Genomic DNA, 16,211 nt, shown 5'->3' with positions numbered 1-16,211 from the left:
AGGAGCAGGTAGGGGAGGGTAGGTCGTTGGGATTGTGCGCCACAAATTCACTCAACAGGAAAGAGCCGATACCGAGACAGACTATTTCGGCTGAACGACTGTTCGATTGCCGTTGTGAACAGCGTCATCGGTTACGGTCACAGATTGTGTTCCAACCTGATACTCCCCTGGGTGTGCGACCCGGATTGTTGCGGTTCCGTTCGAGACAGCAGCGTGGCGTACATACTCGAACGTTGTGCCAGTTGCTGTGACTTCACCGGACGAATTGGGTACGGTCACAGTTGTTGTTGCGGTCACCGTCCCGTTTTCGACACCGACAGAACTGGGCTCTGGCACGGAGATCGTCGCGCCGGGGACGACTGCAAACGTCCGGAGCCCCTCAGTGAAAGTGAGTAGCTGATAATGGCCGGTTGCGGTGGTGTCGTTGACGCCGACGCCGAGCCCATCATAGAGGGCTGTGTAAGTGGACGCCGTTGGAGGTGTGTTTTCGCGTTCAGTAACGACGACGTACCCGACACGATCTTGAAAACGGTTGTACCATTCATCTGGGTGCGCAGCGGTAAGGAATTGATCGTAGTTGCTTCGTGCGTAGCCGTAACTACGGGCTTCACCGTTCACGAAGTAATTGTACATTCGGTTGTCACCCCACTGGCTCAACACGAAGTTTTGTGGGTACTCACGGTCAGCGTCCTCGGCGTGAGAATCAATCGTAAGCGCAGCGTCAAACTGCGCGCGATCATAGGTGGTCTGCCCGACGAGCGACGGGACGAGGAGAAGGTTGAACAACAACACGAGCGCGACTGTGGCGGCCAGATACCCCCGCAGCCGGGATCCTTCAGGCAGCGCGAGCGACGTGATCGCGGTCCCTCCATCCGAGTTGCTGTTCGCTCCGGCGTGACTCGGTCGACCACGGGTTGAGAGACCGCGGGTCGACGAGGAGTCAGCGTCGTTCCCGCGACCGAGGGCGGCCACTGGGCGTGCGATGTCTATTGCTGACAGGAGGTAGACAAGACCAAGTCCTGCAAAGGGCGCGATCATGATCGCTAACTGCCCAGCGAAGCGGACTTGGATCGTTGCGAGCAACGTGTAGTACCACGCAAAGCAGACGACGACGAGCCAGCCGGGCTGGTAACGGCGTGTGACCACCCACGTCGCAACTGCGAGGACGGCAATTGCGAAGTAGAACCCAAGCCCGAGCTGGAGGAGCGGTCCAAACACTACCGCAAAGTCCGGGCTGAACAGCGAGGCTGTCTCAGAGATGCCTTCCCGAAAGAACAGGTCGTTGGCACGCGTCTGGAGGCGGTCGATGTCGCCCGGACGCAGGCGCGCATAGGCGACGAACCCGCCCACGGCGACGACCGCCTCGGCGGCGACAAGGGCGAGCGGCGGCAGCGAGACGCGGCGCCACAGCTCTCCCAGCCCGACGACGACAAGCGCGCCGCCCGCGACGAGGACCGGCGTGACCGCGGCGATCGACTCGTGCCAGCCTAACCCGATGTGTGCGGCGAGCGCTCCCGCAGCGCCGAGCGCAAGCCCAGCAAGCAGCGGGGCGTTTGCGTAAGTCGAAGAGAGGTCCCGCCGAACGTCAAGCGCGACGCGGAGCCCGACGACGGCCGCGACTGGGACGAACGTGAGCGGCGAGCCGCCGTAGGCGTGCGCGGACGCCGCGACGGCGACAGCGAGCGCGAACGCGACGAGCCACATCCTTGCGTCGCGTGCGTGCGCTCGAGCAGCCGTCTGCGCGTCGGTGTGTTCGAGCCGGCGCGCGACATCAACCCCGAGCGCGGTCAGCGCCGCGACGAGCAGACCGAGCCACAAGTACTGGTGGGCCTGGTGGTCAAGAAAGCCCACAGAGGTGTACACGACGTTAACGGGCGCGAGCCCGTAGAACAGGACGGCGGCGAGCGCGACGCGCACGTCGCTGGTGAGTAGGCGTGCGGTCCGGTAGACGAGGTACCCCAGACAAACGGACGCCACGATCGGGAGCCACGCGACGACCACGGGCGCAGCGTCAACGCCACCGAGCAGGACCGTCAGCCACGAGTTGACCGCATGGGCAAGCGGACGCGTGCCCGCGGCGCCGCCCATGTCTGTGAACAACCCCAGATCAAAGATTCCGTCCGCGCGGGCGGCCAGCCGTTCTTGCCAGTAACGGAAAAAGTAGGTGTCGTTACTTGGAGAGACGACAAAACCCCGCTGGAACACCGCAGGCGCGGCGACGAGGCGTGCGCCAGCGACCGCAAGCAGCCCCCCAAGAAGCCCAAGGAACGTGAGAGCATCGACAGCAGCTACTGAGGAGACTTGCGACATCACGGAATCACCGGCGGCAGTCTCGCTGGCATTACCGTTACTTCCCTCGGGTACTGTAGACGAGTTAGTGGCGGTGTCAGTCGTATCGGCAGATTCGGCCGGCCCCGACTCAATGGCGGCGCGGATCGCGTTCGGATTCTCGAGCCGATAGCCAGTATCGACCTCACGGGCGAGATCGCGGGCGACAAGTTCGCCGAACCGACCAGAGTCGAGATCGATATCGGCAAACGTCCACGGCTCGCCGCGGGCGTCGCGCTCAACGAGGGCCGCGAAGGCGTCTTCGGCGTCGGGGTGGTCTGCGAGGAACTCGCGCGCGGCCGCGGTCGTCTCCTCAGGCGAGGGCATTGGCTGTCACCTGTCGGGCGCGCCGATTAGCGGTTTCGGTCGTGGACGGACACACCTTCGGGTTCGGAGGCGCCGTGGAGGGTCGAGACCCCTCGATCTGACCACCGAGAGAAACGTGACATCCTCCTCGAAATAAGCGGTGAGGCTTCCCGTGCCGTAGGTGGGATATGTGCTGGTTGATGACGCGGCCCGATCGCCCGTTTAACTTGTGAGATCGAAGCGCATTGATGTGTGGTTGCTGCCCACATAGAAAAAACAACAACCGTCATCAAACACGGTGAGAAAAGCACACGGGAAGCGATTGTTGATGGATACAGATTGAGGAGGGATACAGCAGTCAGGTTGAGTCAGCCACGATATCGTATGTATTCGTCCATTTGGCTAGCAACAGCGCAGATGCTGGCAAGAAGACGAACGCGGTCACCAGCGCGAACGTCATCGCGAGCGCGACAGCGATACCGAAGTTTGAGAGCACTGGGAACTGTGAAATCCCGAGCGCACCGAACCCAAACAACGTCGTCGCGCCCGAGCCAATGACCGGCCGCGACTTACGCACCATCGCCTCACGCATCGCTACCGTGGGCGTCGATCCACGCTCAAATAGTTCCTCTTTAAATCGCTCGTGGACGTGGATCCCATAAGTTATCCCCGCACCGAGCGCAATTGAGCCGGTTGCGACGGTGAGGGGGTTCCACGGGATACCCAGCAGGTACATTGCTATCGAGATCAACATCACGGCGCTGATAGCAACAGTAATGACGAGCAACACAGACTCGCGGATGGATCGCAACGCTAATGCGAGAAAAACGGTCGCCAACCCGAAGCTCAGTACGGTCATCGGGTCGCGGCCGGAAGTCACGTTCTCGATCACGTTCCGGTTAACGACGGGTTTGCCAGTAACGGCGGTTCGTTCAGTGACGAGGTATCTATCGGCGGTCGCCTCCGTATCGTCGATCAGGTGTCTCACTTCCTCGCCTTCAATATCGTCGACGAATAGCTGAATAACAAACCGGTCCGGAGTGTTTTCACGGCTGCCGACCGGCATGAGGTCGGACGCCGCCTGCCGATCAACCGTGTTGATAAGTTGTGTCCGGCGCTCTGGGATGTCCCCCCCAGTGGCCATCTCGACGGCAGTGACTGAACTCATTGCAGCATTTACGTCGTCATGGTCTTCAATAGCGCTCTCAAAGGCGGATGCCCGCCTGAACGTCGTCGGCGAGTAGGCATCTTTGCTTTCTACCAGTAGATAGATTACGTTCGGACTCTGCGCCGTGCTTTCGAGCTCTTCGAGGTCATCACGCTGTTCGATATCCGGCCAGTAATCAAGCATTTCCTGGGTTGTCGGAACATCATGATACACGGCTGCGCCGCCGCCAATTGCTGCGATCATAAGCAGAATTACGATAAGCGGTGAGGCAGCGATCCCACCGGACAGTGCACCGATGAAACGCTCGAATGCAGGCTCATCGTCACTGAGGACTCCGCTTGACTTGTCGCTGGCAGAGGGCTCAAGAGACGAAGGAGAATCACCCTCGCTGTCCGTCGAAGAGCTTCTTTCTGCCGCAGTAGCAGTTGCTGGCGCTTCGGTGGGGTCTGAAGCTGTTGGCCCCTGCTGGTCATACTCGTCATCATCAAATTGAACCAACAGCGCGACGAGTAGTGTGAGCGACAGTGCGGTCGCAGCGATGACGCCAAACGCTGCCGTCGCGCCGAGCTGTCGAGTCGGTGGCACAGCAGAGACTAGCAGCGCACCGAGACCGATTGACGTTGTCGCCATCGCTAACAGTAGCGTGTTCCCAGTCGTGCGTGCAGCCGAGGCTGCAGCATCAACGGGTTCTCGCCCTTTCTCGCGCTCTTCGATATACCGCGTATGGAGTTGGAGGCTAAAGTCGATCCCTAAGCCAAGCGCGATTGGGAGGACGCCAAGCATGATCGCATTGAAGTTGAACCCGACAACCCCCATCATCCCGAGCATGTACACAAGCGCAATGAGTGCTGTCCCAACGGGGAGGAACACTTTCCACGTTCGGTACAGTCGTCCACGCATAACTAGAAACACCACAGAGAAGATGATAGCGAACGCAACTGCGAACAGTTGGATCATCTCAGGGAGCATGAGTCCGAACGCAGCGTTTTCGAACACCGGCGCACCGGTGACCGTGATATCAACATGTGGTGGTACGGTCACATGATCAGTGGCATCTGACACCGTATCGGTAAGGTACCCGGCTGCTGTTCCAGGAAGGAACCCAAGGTACTGGTCTTCTGCGTCTGGGACATCAACCTGCCCGTAGGTCGCAACGATCAGGGCCGTTTCCCGGTCAGGGTTCACGTTGCTCACGAGCGCCGCCGTGCTCGTGTCAGTTGACTCGACCCGGTTGATTGCGGCGCGGACCTCTTGTTCGGTTGCTGGAATCTCACCGCTGTTCCCTCGTTTGACAACGTCCGCGAGGCTTGTGACGCTGGAGAACTTACCAGTCGCCGTGTACCGTCTGTCAAGCCGATCTATCGTTCGAATTGTCTCGGGTTCATAGAGGTGATCGGTCTCGATCATCACGAACACATTGTTTCCGAGATCGAACGCGTCGTCGGCTTTGACCTCCTGCCAGTTTTGATTTGTCTGTGAGCTATCGTCTATGTACAACTCCATCCCAAGGCTCATCTGGACAGAAAGCCCGGCAATAGCGAGCGAAATGACCACAAGCACGGCTACCACAGTGAACACTGTCCGGCGGTTCTCAGCCGAGAACCGTCCGAGTCGCTCTAGGCCGTCGCGAAGCGGGGTTGCGCCGTCGTCAGTCATGTTCTTTCTCGTCTGTCGAGTCGCTGGTTGGTCTGGACTGGAGTGCTCCGAAATTGAGTATAATATGTCTGGTCACGGATTATGTTGACCACGGGAATCCGTCACCTTGCCGACGCACGTAGACGGTTACACCAGCACCGACGAGTCCGATACCAACAAGCGGCAACACCGAAAGCACTCCAGGACCGTCATTATCTTCGACCTGAACCGGGATCTGATACGTCTCGGACATCATCGACTTGCCGCGTTCGTCATCGTACCGGAAGTCAATACTTGCAGCGTATTCTTTCGGGTTGGCGTCGCTGGTGGCCGAGAGCTCAAATACGAGTGTCGTTGACTCGCCGGGCTCAAGCGACTGGATGTATCCATCGTCGTCGTCGCTGTCAAGCGGGTCACTCGTACCGAGACTTGCTTCGATGTTGGTGAGCGTCTGGTTCCGGTTGTTGGTGACATCAACCTGAATGAGCCGCGAAGAATCAACACCAACAGTGGCGTTGGAAGCTGCCACCTGGAAGTCATCACGGCGGGGAGCAATTTCGGTCACGAGCGAGACATCAGTGTCGTACCGCTGCTCATCAGCGTCCGTGCGGTACTGTACCCGCATGTCGAGGGACTTTTCGACAGCCTCAGCGTCGCGGGTCGCAGCAATCGGGAGTCGAACAGTAGCGGATTCACCGTGTTCGAGTGTCCCTGCCGACACCGATCCGACAAGGAGCCGCAGCGTGGGGTACTCACGGGCGAAATCGAGGGCGACGTCGTTTGCGGTGCGGGGCCCTTCGTTGGTTACCCGGACTTGAACAGTAGTCTCTTCATCGACTCGCACAGTCCCATCGACAATATTCAGATTGAACCCCTGCTCTGCAGCCGGCTTGATCCCAGTTGAAAGATCAGTGTCGCGACCATCGATCCCATCTGGGCCTGTATATTGGACTGTCCCGCCTAATTCGTATTGTCGAACCGATGCGTCCGACTTCACGGCCGCCTCATATGTGATTGTTGTAGCCTCACCGGGAGCAAGTGTGTCAACACGCCCAACATCACTCTGTTGACCATTGAATCCAACCATCGAGCTCTGTGAGTTGAGCGAGAGTGCCACATTACGGGCTGGCTCGCCACCAATATTTTCGATTTGTACCGTAAGTGGCCCAGACTCGCCGATCTGTAATCCACTGTCATCAACAGTGGTGAGTCGGAACTGTGGCGCATCGTCGATCTCGATCTCAACGGTGTCAGTCACGGTGTACGTCCGTTCGTTTTCACCGCCACCAGATCGCCGGAAAGAGGTATACGAGTACGTCATCTCGACATCAACCTCGTAGGTTCCCGGCTGAGCATCTTCAGGGACGTCTACGGCAAATGGGACGGACCGTGGCTCATTTTCACTAATCGAGCCGACCGAGTGCTCAGCAGTTTCGACCGTCAGGGGAGCACTATTGCTGTCTAGTTCAACTACTACGTTTCGAGCGGTAGTAACGCGTTCCCGCTCGGGCGGTGTGTCGTACCGCGTGGTAGCATCATTCGCAATCTGTATTATTAGCGTCTCAGCACTACCGGGTGTTAGCGTTGGCTCTGGAGCGTATGCCTCAAGATCGGGATCCCCGCCAGTTGCTGGCTGCGCCTGTGTCCCGATTGTTGTTGTAGCGACTCCCGCCGTCGAAAGGAGCACCACCATGGACAGCACTGTCAGAGTTCGCATTGTGCCCAACTGGAGAATTGACTCTTGACTTTTCGACTGCCCCTTCGAATCAGCAGTATGTTTCACTGTGTCCAATACTACACACGTATATACATATATGCTTCGGCTTAGCTGGAAACACACAATCGCCATTTTAGCGCGTTCAGATGAGAAATGAACCAGAATTGCATATAGCACAATCATTTTGACTCTCGCCCTTCCGCAGCCAGAATGTTGCTACAAATAGGCAATATCAGTGGCGAAATGTGGTAGCCGCAGTTAGCACGCATTGCCTGCAGTCGACGGTGAAGACGACATCCGGATCAGCACAGACCACATCCGTGAGCGCAGAGCGTATCTGTGACTGATCAGTATTCGGTTCCATACGAGGATTCACATCGCATCATCACAAAACAAATCCGCCAAGTCGTACTTTAATCTCCACAAGAGAAAAGGTATTACTTGTCGTGTAGACCTATTACGGCAAGCTTCACGGAGATTACTCCACGAGTACATCTTGTCGGCCAGCAACGCTTACAGGTCTTCGGCGTTCCGCCGAAAGACCTGCAGCCCGATATGGCCGTCATAGGACTTCTTCGTCGTGAAATGAGCGTCCATGATAGCAAGAGAATCCGTGTCAACAAGCAGCGTCGTTTTCATCGCATTGAACGAGTAACCGACCCGACTCCGGTAGTGTGAGTTGGCTTGGTCACGCTGAAAGCCGCTGGCGTCGATCGACGCGGTGCCTGAGAGCCCCGCCTGCTCCGCCGAGGCGCGGAGCAGGCGGCGAAGTTCTTTCATCGGGAATTTATCGTCCCAGACGGTGAAAGATGTGTAATCCGGCGATGAGTCAAGATCAAACACACCGAGAATTCCCGGCATCTCGTTGAGATAGTCTTCGAGCCTCCGAAGCGGCTTGTTGATCTCCTCTTTGAGTAGAAGGAGCGCGACTTTGGTGGACTTGGCGTACCCGTTTGTCGCCGTCGGCGACAGCGGGTACATCTGGTTGTTCAACAGGATTCGTGGCGAATTCGTGAAACGTCTGTACGAGGGTCTTGAGATATCCCATATCGCCAGACGGCGTCCAAATCCCGTGAAATCAGCGATACGATCCGCAGACGGCGTCGGCGTTCAACGGAGCAAGTATGAACGACATGGAAATCGGAACAGAATGAACGTGTCGTTCGTGAAGTAACTGGCGCCGATGGAGCTGATGCTGTACCGGTGGTCTCTGTACTCCACAGAAAGTATTTATCGTAGGTCTCGGCACACGCTATCATGAATCTCCAAGCGGTAGTCGGAAAGCCACACGCTCGGTGAGACGGTCCGTGCGACCGCCCTTTCGGGGCCGTAGCGGGCTGTAATCCGGTGTGTGCCAACCTATGGACGACGATGAACTCATCCGTCGAGAACTGCGCAGCGCTCGTGAAGAACTCGTCCGCAAACGCGCACGACAGTCGGACGATCCGCCAACATCGACGAGTCAGCTTCCGTTGATGCCGGAGCGGGACGACGCGTTCCTTCGTCTCGCTCTGATGAGCGTCGAGGACCTCGAAACGCACATCGATCGACTCGAACGCGATCTCGCCGACTTGGAAACCGGTATCGACCGGCCGGATGCAGAGCTCGAATGAGCACGTTGAACGCATATGAACCTCACTGAAAACACAATCTACCAGCACGACGAACTCGGAGAGGTACTCGTGGTCGGTGTCCACCACATCTTCGAAACGTACGATCCGGACTCGGGGGACGGTCGTCTTCGATCGCGAGTCGTCCGCTACACTGCGGAGTGGGACGATTATGGTCCGATGCCTTCCAGTGTCCGTACCACGCCGGTCGATGAGTTTCGGACGGTCGTCGGCGACGCCGTTCGGACGTGGGAGGGCGTTGAGTCGCCACCGAACGGTGATTCCTGACCCTTCACACCATTCTGCTACTAGCCGATGAAAGTCTACCCCAAAATTCCACGATACGATCATCCCGTCGTTCCAGAGTCGTTCTTCGATGCCGAGGATTTGGTGGCCCTCGAGAAGTTCGACGGGAGCTCGTTCCGCTTTACGCTCTATGACGAGCGTCACGCATCATCCTATCCAGATCCTGTGACAAATGCCGCCGACGGAGACGGAAGTCTCGTCTTCGGAACGCGGCGCTCCATCATGGGCTGTCATCGTGATGATCTCGAGAATGTTGACGGGGCGCTCCACCGCGCCGTTCGTTGTCTCCGCGACGGGATCGACGTAGACGCCCTCCGTCGAGCCCACGATGAACACGGTGGCCCGCTCATCGTGTACGCAGAGAACTTGGTGTACTCGACGCTAGACTACGGATACACCGAACGCGACCTTCCCGCTCTTGTCGGCTTTGATGTCCTTCCCTATGCGGCTATTGACTCGATGACGCCACCGGGCAGTCCGTACGCTGAAACCTTCGAGGGATTCTTCTCGATCAAGGAAGCTTGGTCCGTCTTCGATCGGATCCGGATCGAGAGTGTGTCGCCTGATCGCGCGTTCGTTTCCGCGACGATCATCGACGAGGCGATCGAGTTTGATCCAGAGAGCTATACTGTTTCACAGTCGTCGCTGACCGGTGATGTCCGTGCGGAGGGCGTCGTCGTCCGGAGTGACAGCCAAGACCGCCGCGTGAAAGTGGTCCGCGAGGCCTTCGAGGAATTGAATCGCGAACAGTTCGGTCGCGATCCGGATGACGCAGAGACGGGTGCTGAACAGCTCGTCGCGATGTACTGTACGTCTGCCCGGATCCGAAAGATGGTTCGATCACTCGTTATCGAAGAGGGTCGTGAGTTCGGACTTCACCTCGTGGAAGACTTGTATCCCCGTGTCGTCGAGGATATCTGGGCCGAACACTGGCAAGAGATCATGCGGCTCAATTTTGAATTCACGCCCACCGATGTCTACCCGCTCGTCGCAAAGCGGTGTGTCACAGAACTCCGAAAGATGGAGACCAATGCCGAACTGAACGACGCCGACCCTACGACTATCTGGCGACACCTCTCGTAGATATTCGATGTCTCGTGCGGGCCACGCTCGACGTGTCCGTCTCACTCGACGGCGTCATCGGGATCGTCCTGTACGGAAGTGTGGCGCGCGGCGAAGCCGATCGGCGTAGCGACAGTGACCTCTGGGTGCTCACGACGAAGGATCGAGGCCCAAACCAACGAGAGGCGAACGCTGTTGGTCGCGATCTCGAAGACGCCGAATTCGACGGGAACAGATATGCTTACGACATCGACGTTGAAACGGTCCACGCGATTCCCACGTACACAGAAGACGTCCGGGGAATTGTCGTTTCAGGAATCCCGATCTACAGCACTAACAAGTTTGAGACGGTCGAGAATTTCCTCCTTGAGGAAGGTGATAGCGACGACTCCACCCACTGATACCCCGCCATGACCACGCTCCACACCACCGTCGGCGACCAAGAACAGCTCCGCCAAGATGCGCTCCAGTTCGCCCGGGATGTCGATGCCGACGATCTCGACAGTCAGGATGGAACCGCGACACTCCAGTTCGGAACCTACGACGACTTCGTTGACAGTCTCACCCCACTCCGTCTTGAGCTCATCCGAGCGATCGCGGAAGGAACCCCTGAGAGCATGCGCGAGGCGGCCCGCCTCGTTGATCGCGACGTGTCCGATGTCCACTTGGAGTTGAAGTAGCTCGAAGTGCTGGGTATCCTCACCCTTGAAGCGGGCGGCCCCGGCGGCGCGATCCAACCCGTCGTCCCGTTCGATCGGATCGAGGTTCACATCGACTACCCGCTCATCGATCGCGACGACGCCGATAGCGCCACTGCCAATGCGTAGCGGAGCACTCACTAGTCGTTCCAGAGAGCCGAGATCCGCTCTTCGATTTCGTTGAGGACGAGCGACAGCACGTCGCGATGGTCGGTCGGCCAAGAGGCGTCGTTACCGGGCGTCGGGGCGGCGGGCGGGGGATGGAAGTGGTTTCGTGTGTTGTGAGGATTCAGGTGGCGGTCCCACCGGCATTCCCAGGCGCTCTCGGACTCTTTCTCTCGATACTGAATCTTGAAGTCGTTGTTTGTGTACCAGCGAACAGTCAAGGTCGCCTCGCTGACGGTCGCTGGATAGTACGACGATGTGAATGAGACCTGCAGTTCAAGATGACCGCTGGCGTCCGTGATAGCCGCTTGTTCGACTTGCTGTGTCGCTTGGAGACGCGTCTGGAGGAACTTGAGGATTGGGCGATCGATGAGAGCAGGGCTCCCGCCGTCGCCTGTTGGCGGCACCATCGAGCGAGCTACCCAGAAGCCTGTTCGCCGTCGGCGCCAGCACGTTGCTGGCGAGCGCGTTCGTAGCGTTCCCGTTCTTCTCGTGCGGTTGCCCAGTCTGCGAGGTCACTATACACGGCGTCGATCGTTTGCTCCTCATTCGTCTCCGTGATAGCTACGGCATCAACCGTAGCCGGTGTTGCGGCATCGTACGCATCCTCGTACTCAGTAATTTGTGCTGTCAGATCACGAACGCGTTCCTGTAGTTCTTCCACCGAGTGGTCTACAGCGAGCTGGTTGATGCGTCGCCACTCAAAATATGCATCGTTGCGTTCATAGGTGGTCGGATGACCGTCATGGCGTGTAGCGATCCCGAGATCCGCGAACCAGCTGAGATACTTCCGGGCGGTTTTCGGGTCGCACTCTACTCGCTCGGCGATAGCTCTCGCTGTCGCTGGTTCCCGAGTCTGGAGGAGAGTTCCATAGATTCGCTGTTCGACGTCGTCCCCGCTAAACGGGTCATCGAAAGAGGGGGGTCCGTCTGTGGACGCTGTGTCGGGCATACGTATCTTTTCGAGGCCACAGATATAATTCCTACTTCAAGGAATAGTTTCCTGACTCGAAGTCGTAGTCGCTGTCGGGAGCGTCGACGTATGCGCTGTTCCCGTTGCGATCCGGGACGGAATCCTCCGTCTTCAGGCGAAGAAGGATGTCAAGAACACGTCGTGCGAGCGAACGCGATCGATAGGCTACACGAAAGCGGTGCTACCCGATTGGACATGTGGCGCAACATGTAACACGACAAGGCGTGTACTGCCGCGTATGGCAGCCGACGGTCCGCCTGAAGAAACCAAAGTCAGCGATCAAGGGATGGTCACGATCCCCGCAGCGCTCCGCCGGCGGCTTGATATTGAGGCCGGCGATAAGCTCCGCTGGACCGTCACCGACAGCGGGGATCTCACGGTTGAGGTTGTCCGACAGCGCTACGGTGCGTTCGAAGATGACGATCTTCAGGCCCCGATGGGTGGTGATAGCCTCGAAACCCACGACCTCGCCGGGTACGAGGACGACCCCGCGTTCACCGAGGACGCCTAGATGCCGATCGCTCTCATCGATTCGAACATCCTCATCGACTACAAGGACACAAGTCCCGACAGTCGCCACGAACTGGCAGCAGGGATCGTCCGGGCAATCGATCGAGGTGACCTTCCCACTGCCCGGGTCACGAACTATGTGTTGTTGGAATCGCTGAACTGGATTCACGAGCGACAGCGCCACGACATCGCAGTTGATCTCCGCAATCGGCTCTCAAATTCGGCCGGTTTCGAACTCGTCCACTCCGCCCAGACAGACTTCCATCGCGCAGTGGAACTCTTCGAGACGTATGAAGGGCTCGCGTTCGGAGACGCGACCATCGTCGCCTATATGCAGCGGGTGAATATCGAGTACCTGTATTCGTTTGACGATGACTTTGATGTGATCGACAGCATCACGCGGTTGGAGACCGCTGATAACCCGTTTAAGTGAACTGTACAGGCAGTGTCAACTACCCCTCCCTACTCGCTCCCTTCGGTCGCTCCTTGAGGAAGGGGACTCCGCGCTACCGCTTCAGCTAACCGCCACGCACTCGCACTGGCGCGGCGGGAGACAGCGAGGACGGGCATTGCTCGCGCGAGTGCGGCCCGCAGCGCGACTGTTTCGACGGTGTCCCGCTGGACCGGGACTTGGTGCCAGTCTTTACACTCGACGACGAGGAAATCGTCAGGGTCACCACGGAGCTCACCCCGGCGGGCGATCACGTCGGTTTCGAGCCCGAAACAGTACTCGTTGCGGGCCGTCTTGTACCCCCACTGCTCGAGTGTCTCGGCGACCCGACTCTCGAGCCAGCGGCCGTTGGTTGGATCGTGGTCCGGCTCCTCGCCGTCGGGGGTTCCCACGGTGTCAATTTCGTCCGTGAAATCGAGGGTGTCGTTACCTATGGTCGGACCATCTGATCAATCACATCCGCAATAAGCTGTATTCCCTCATCAGTGAGGGTCCCAGACGGGAGATTATCCTGGATCGACGATAGTGGAATCGTATAAATCGCCCACGGCATCACATAACTCGTCTTCCGCAGCTCTACCCCTTCAAGTACGCCGTCGGGCAACCGTTTGACATCCTCTCCGCCCTGAAGGGCGAAGATTCCCACGGCCCCGCACCGCTGGTTTGGGGTGTTTATGGTTTGTAGCTGTCCCGGTGACGGCTACTGGCTGTGCCAATCAGCCGTTACTCCTATCCCGGCATGGGATTCAGAGGTACTTCTTATTGTACCCGAACACTACAACAGAAAGGGGTACTTTCTGTGTGTGTGGTCGGGAATCCCGATATTGTCCGATTAAGTGGGCGGATGGACCGCCTCGGATGACTATCAATACGACGACCACTCAATTAAAACACCCGGCCAGAAGTTCGTGGTTGCTGTAGAGAATTGTCGGATTCATCCCCGCGCTGAAGCGCGAGGCTTTCTCCTTGATTCTCCGTAACCTCCTATGAGTACTCGGCCTGTGTGGTCAGGCATACAACCGTGGCTTCTTGCTCAACGTACGGCCGATCAGCATCGGATATCACGATTACTGGGCGCGGATTGCTATGTGCCCCGGTTGGATCCGCCGCAAACACGAGACTGCCCTGCGGGTAGTAGTACGTCATGTGAAGGGTATGTGGCCTAATCCTATCGTGTTACTCTCTGTCACCGGACGCTGAGTCAGCCTCAGTGTTACTCTCCGTCGTTGAAGGAGCAGCGGTGCTGTTGACCCAGTCCGCGGGTGCTGGTTCCTCCCCGGACTGATTCTCTTCGGTGTCAGCGCGATCACGTGGGATCTCTCTTCGTGCGCCCGCACCAGTTTGTTCAACGTCATCTGGAGTGAGACCCGGCTCTGGGTACCGATCCGCCATCTCGTCAAGTTGAACGAGGCTCCGTGCGAACCGCCTCACGTCATCCCGTCGCTCAAGTCCGTGGTAGAGACCATCATTCGTTTTGCCAATCAGCCCGTCATCATGGAGGCGAGATAGCGTCGTCGACGTGGTGCCGCGCGGCAGATCAAGTGCGTTTTGTATCTCTGCTGGCGTGTACGCAAGGTTTGTATTCCGATAGAGAAGTTTGACGATTGCGGCTTTGTTTGTGCCCGGGCGGATATTGATCGTGTCGTCCGGGTCGTGTCTTCGAAGATCGATGGGCATGAGTCCAACTGTATGTGTTTGTATGCGCTTGTAATGTATAAGTATCATGATGGTCAGATTTGTGTGACCGTAAGGAGGCATATTCAGGATACCCTACGAACGGTCGTATACCCCCTCTAGCACCGTACCTAGCCGAACTCGTAGTCGCTGTCGGCGGCGTTGACGTACTCGTCGTTGCCTTTTCGGTCCGGTACGTAACACGGACCGTGATCCGTTATGTGGAAGACAGGGGCTTCGATATCGAGCCCGCTTCGACGGTGAACCAGAAGCGGGAGCCGGTCACGCATGTCATGGATGAACGGTTCCCGCCGTACGTGGAGCGTTCCACTCGGCGGCCGGCGTTCGGTCAGCGGTGGGAGTCGGCCTTTGTCGAGATCCTGCTCGGTCATAATCCGCACGTCGAGCAATTGCGCTAACTGCCACGCACTCTCGGTTACGCGGCGGGCGACAGCGAGGACGGGCATTGCTCGCGTGAGCGCGGCTCGCAGTGCGACTGCTTCGACGGCGTCCCGCTGGACCGGGACTTGGTGCCAGTCCTTACATTCGACGACGAGGAAATCATCAGGGTCACCACGGAGTTCGTCCCGGCGGGCGATCACTTCGACTTCAAGTTCGGAGAGTCATTTGTTGCCAAAACGTAATTACCCAGCACAATCGTAGGTACCCTATGGCAACCGAAGACATCTCAACTCGACTCGCGCAGCTCAAGCCGAAACTTGAGCAGGAGTATCCGATCAGCGAGTTGGGTATCTTCGGATCGTATGCGCGTGGTGAACAAGAATTCGATAGTGATCTCGATATACTTGTCGCGTTCGACAAGCCAGTAACGTTATTCGATTTCGTTCGATTGGAAAACGAACTGGCGGAGGAGCTTGGTATTGAGGTCGACCTCGTGACGAAAGACTCGTTGAAGCCACGGATTGAGACTCGTGTCCGTGACGATCTCGTCACCGTATGACAGCGGTTTTGGATTATCTCGATGATATTCTTGACGGTGTCGAGAAGATCAAGGTAGTTTGCTCGCCACCTCAACGAGATCCTCCTCGGTCCGCCAGCAATAGAGCCGTTCCTCTTGGTCAAATAGTTCGAAGACACCGTCTTGCATCCAGCCAAACGGATACTCCTCATCCTCGTATGTCCGCTTGAGAACATGACTTTTTGCGAAGTACTCAGTCGTCCCGACGAGCAATCCCTGTTCGACGAGGAAGTCACTTGGCTCCTTCTCGGCGACACCGACGAGATGCGTCACGATATCAGCAATCAGACAGAATTTTTGGATGCTGTTGTCCCATTCTCCACGAATATCGACCATTCGGAACGCGTACGCATCGGTGCGACGGTTGAGACGGTCTACCACCAAGTTCAGCCGTCGGATCGGATCTCGATCATAGTTCCCAAGGACGAAGTACGACCGATCGTTCTCGTAGGCCGGCGTCAACTCGCTTAAGGCGTGGAGAACTTCCTCGTTGTCAGCCAGCGATATCTCCTCCTCATTGAGCTGGTCTTTGGCACTTTTGAGAACGTCACCAGGAACCGGCGACTCCTCATCAGGCATACTGTGAGGTTTTCATAGTAGAGAGATATAGTTTACGTCGTAAATTACCT

At 57.6% G+C, this 16,211-nt stretch carries 17 protein-coding genes and 2 pseudogenes; 8 read left to right on the top strand and 11 right to left on the bottom strand.

What is annotated here, in order from left to right:
* Positions 1-81 precede the first annotated feature (81 nt).
* The 4 genes and pseudogenes from EXE50_RS06520 to EXE50_RS06500 all read right to left on the bottom strand — a co-directional run.
* Positions 82-2,655 (bottom strand): hypothetical protein, encoded by a 2,574-nt coding sequence (locus tag EXE50_RS06520; protein ID WP_137704652.1) that lies wholly within the window; start codon positions 2,653-2,655, stop codon positions 82-84.
* A 337-nt stretch (positions 2,656-2,992) separates the two neighbouring features.
* Positions 2,993-5,458, bottom strand: coding sequence for an RND family transporter (locus EXE50_RS06515; RefSeq protein ID WP_137704651.1), 2,466 nt, complete (start codon positions 5,456-5,458; stop codon positions 2,993-2,995).
* A gap of 79 nt (positions 5,459-5,537) precedes the next feature.
* Positions 5,538-7,154, bottom strand: coding sequence for a COG1361 S-layer family protein (locus EXE50_RS06510; RefSeq protein ID WP_137704650.1), 1,617 nt, complete (start codon positions 7,152-7,154; stop codon positions 5,538-5,540).
* Positions 7,155-7,589: 435 nt separating this feature from the next.
* A pseudogene (locus EXE50_RS06500) lies at positions 7,590-8,202 on the bottom strand (transposase); the annotation flags it as partial.
* Between the two features lie 313 nt (positions 8,203-8,515).
* On the opposite strand from EXE50_RS06500, the gene EXE50_RS06495 reads away from it, so the two are divergent.
* From EXE50_RS06495 to EXE50_RS17945, 5 genes and pseudogenes are all read left to right on the top strand, one after another.
* Complete coding sequence (locus EXE50_RS06495) at positions 8,516-8,767, top strand: hypothetical protein (protein WP_137704649.1); 252 nt, start codon at positions 8,516-8,518, stop codon at positions 8,765-8,767.
* Between the two features lie 15 nt (positions 8,768-8,782).
* Positions 8,783-9,052 (top strand): hypothetical protein, encoded by a 270-nt coding sequence (locus tag EXE50_RS06490; protein WP_053771944.1) that lies wholly within the window; start codon positions 8,783-8,785, stop codon positions 9,050-9,052.
* 27 nt (positions 9,053-9,079) lie between these two features.
* A complete protein-coding gene (locus tag EXE50_RS06485; RefSeq protein WP_053771945.1) occupies positions 9,080-10,153 on the top strand; it encodes an RNA ligase family protein in 1,074 nt (357 codons plus the stop codon).
* Between the two features lie 32 nt (positions 10,154-10,185).
* Complete coding sequence (locus EXE50_RS06480; RefSeq protein ID WP_167551908.1) at positions 10,186-10,533, top strand: nucleotidyltransferase domain-containing protein; 348 nt, start codon at positions 10,186-10,188, stop codon at positions 10,531-10,533.
* Between the two features lie 9 nt (positions 10,534-10,542).
* Positions 10,543-10,959, top strand: a pseudogene (locus EXE50_RS17945) (transcriptional regulator).
* 11 nt (positions 10,960-10,970) lie between these two features.
* On the opposite strand, the gene EXE50_RS06470 reads toward EXE50_RS17945, so the two are convergent.
* Complete coding sequence (locus EXE50_RS06470) at positions 10,971-11,405, bottom strand: hypothetical protein (RefSeq protein ID WP_137704648.1); 435 nt, start codon at positions 11,403-11,405, stop codon at positions 10,971-10,973.
* A gap of 8 nt (positions 11,406-11,413) precedes the next feature.
* Positions 11,414-11,947, bottom strand: coding sequence for a helix-turn-helix domain-containing protein (locus tag EXE50_RS06465; protein ID WP_077152282.1), 534 nt, complete (start codon positions 11,945-11,947; stop codon positions 11,414-11,416).
* Positions 11,948-12,206: 259 nt separating this feature from the next.
* Here EXE50_RS06465 and EXE50_RS06460 point away from each other — a divergent pair, with 259 nt between their 5' ends.
* Both EXE50_RS06460 and EXE50_RS06455 read left to right on the top strand, forming a co-directional pair.
* Complete coding sequence (locus EXE50_RS06460) at positions 12,207-12,479, top strand: AbrB/MazE/SpoVT family DNA-binding domain-containing protein (RefSeq protein WP_053771946.1); 273 nt, start codon at positions 12,207-12,209, stop codon at positions 12,477-12,479.
* Positions 12,480-12,911, top strand: coding sequence for a type II toxin-antitoxin system VapC family toxin (locus EXE50_RS06455; protein ID WP_137704647.1), 432 nt, complete (start codon positions 12,480-12,482; stop codon positions 12,909-12,911).
* A 29-nt stretch (positions 12,912-12,940) separates the two neighbouring features.
* Here EXE50_RS06455 and EXE50_RS06450 read toward each other — a convergent pair whose 3' ends face one another.
* The 4 genes from EXE50_RS06450 to EXE50_RS17135 all read right to left on the bottom strand — a co-directional run bounded on the left by EXE50_RS06450 (position 12,941) and on the right by EXE50_RS17135 (position 15,205).
* Positions 12,941-13,321: a restriction endonuclease gene (locus EXE50_RS06450; protein ID WP_241982638.1), complete on the bottom strand. Its 381-nt coding sequence runs from the start codon at positions 13,319-13,321 to the stop codon at positions 12,941-12,943.
* Positions 13,322-13,359: 38 nt separating this feature from the next.
* Entirely contained in the window at positions 13,360-13,575 is a 216-nt protein-coding gene (locus EXE50_RS06445) for a hypothetical protein (RefSeq protein ID WP_137704646.1), read from the bottom strand.
* A gap of 530 nt (positions 13,576-14,105) precedes the next feature.
* Complete coding sequence (locus EXE50_RS06440) at positions 14,106-14,606, bottom strand: MarR family transcriptional regulator (protein WP_199241387.1); 501 nt, start codon at positions 14,604-14,606, stop codon at positions 14,106-14,108.
* 128 nt (positions 14,607-14,734) lie between these two features.
* Positions 14,735-15,205, bottom strand: coding sequence for a hypothetical protein (locus EXE50_RS17135; RefSeq protein ID WP_158293567.1), 471 nt, complete (start codon positions 15,203-15,205; stop codon positions 14,735-14,737).
* 68 nt (positions 15,206-15,273) lie between these two features.
* Here EXE50_RS17135 and EXE50_RS06430 point away from each other — a divergent pair, with 68 nt between their 5' ends.
* Positions 15,274-15,564, top strand: coding sequence for a nucleotidyltransferase family protein (locus tag EXE50_RS06430; protein ID WP_053771949.1), 291 nt, complete (start codon positions 15,274-15,276; stop codon positions 15,562-15,564).
* Positions 15,565-15,612: 48 nt separating this feature from the next.
* Here EXE50_RS06430 and EXE50_RS06425 read toward each other — a convergent pair whose 3' ends face one another.
* Positions 15,613-16,161: a hypothetical protein gene (locus tag EXE50_RS06425; protein WP_053771950.1), complete on the bottom strand. Its 549-nt coding sequence runs from the start codon at positions 16,159-16,161 to the stop codon at positions 15,613-15,615.
* Positions 16,162-16,211 lie beyond the last annotated feature (50 nt).

It is taken from the genome of Halorubrum sp. ARQ200 (genome assembly GCF_005435115.1).
GTDB lineage: Archaea > Halobacteriota > Halobacteria > Halobacteriales > Haloferacaceae > Halorubrum > Halorubrum tropicale.
The sequence above is the reverse complement of the archived record's forward strand: the minus strand, read 5'-3'. Positions and strand labels throughout refer to the sequence as shown.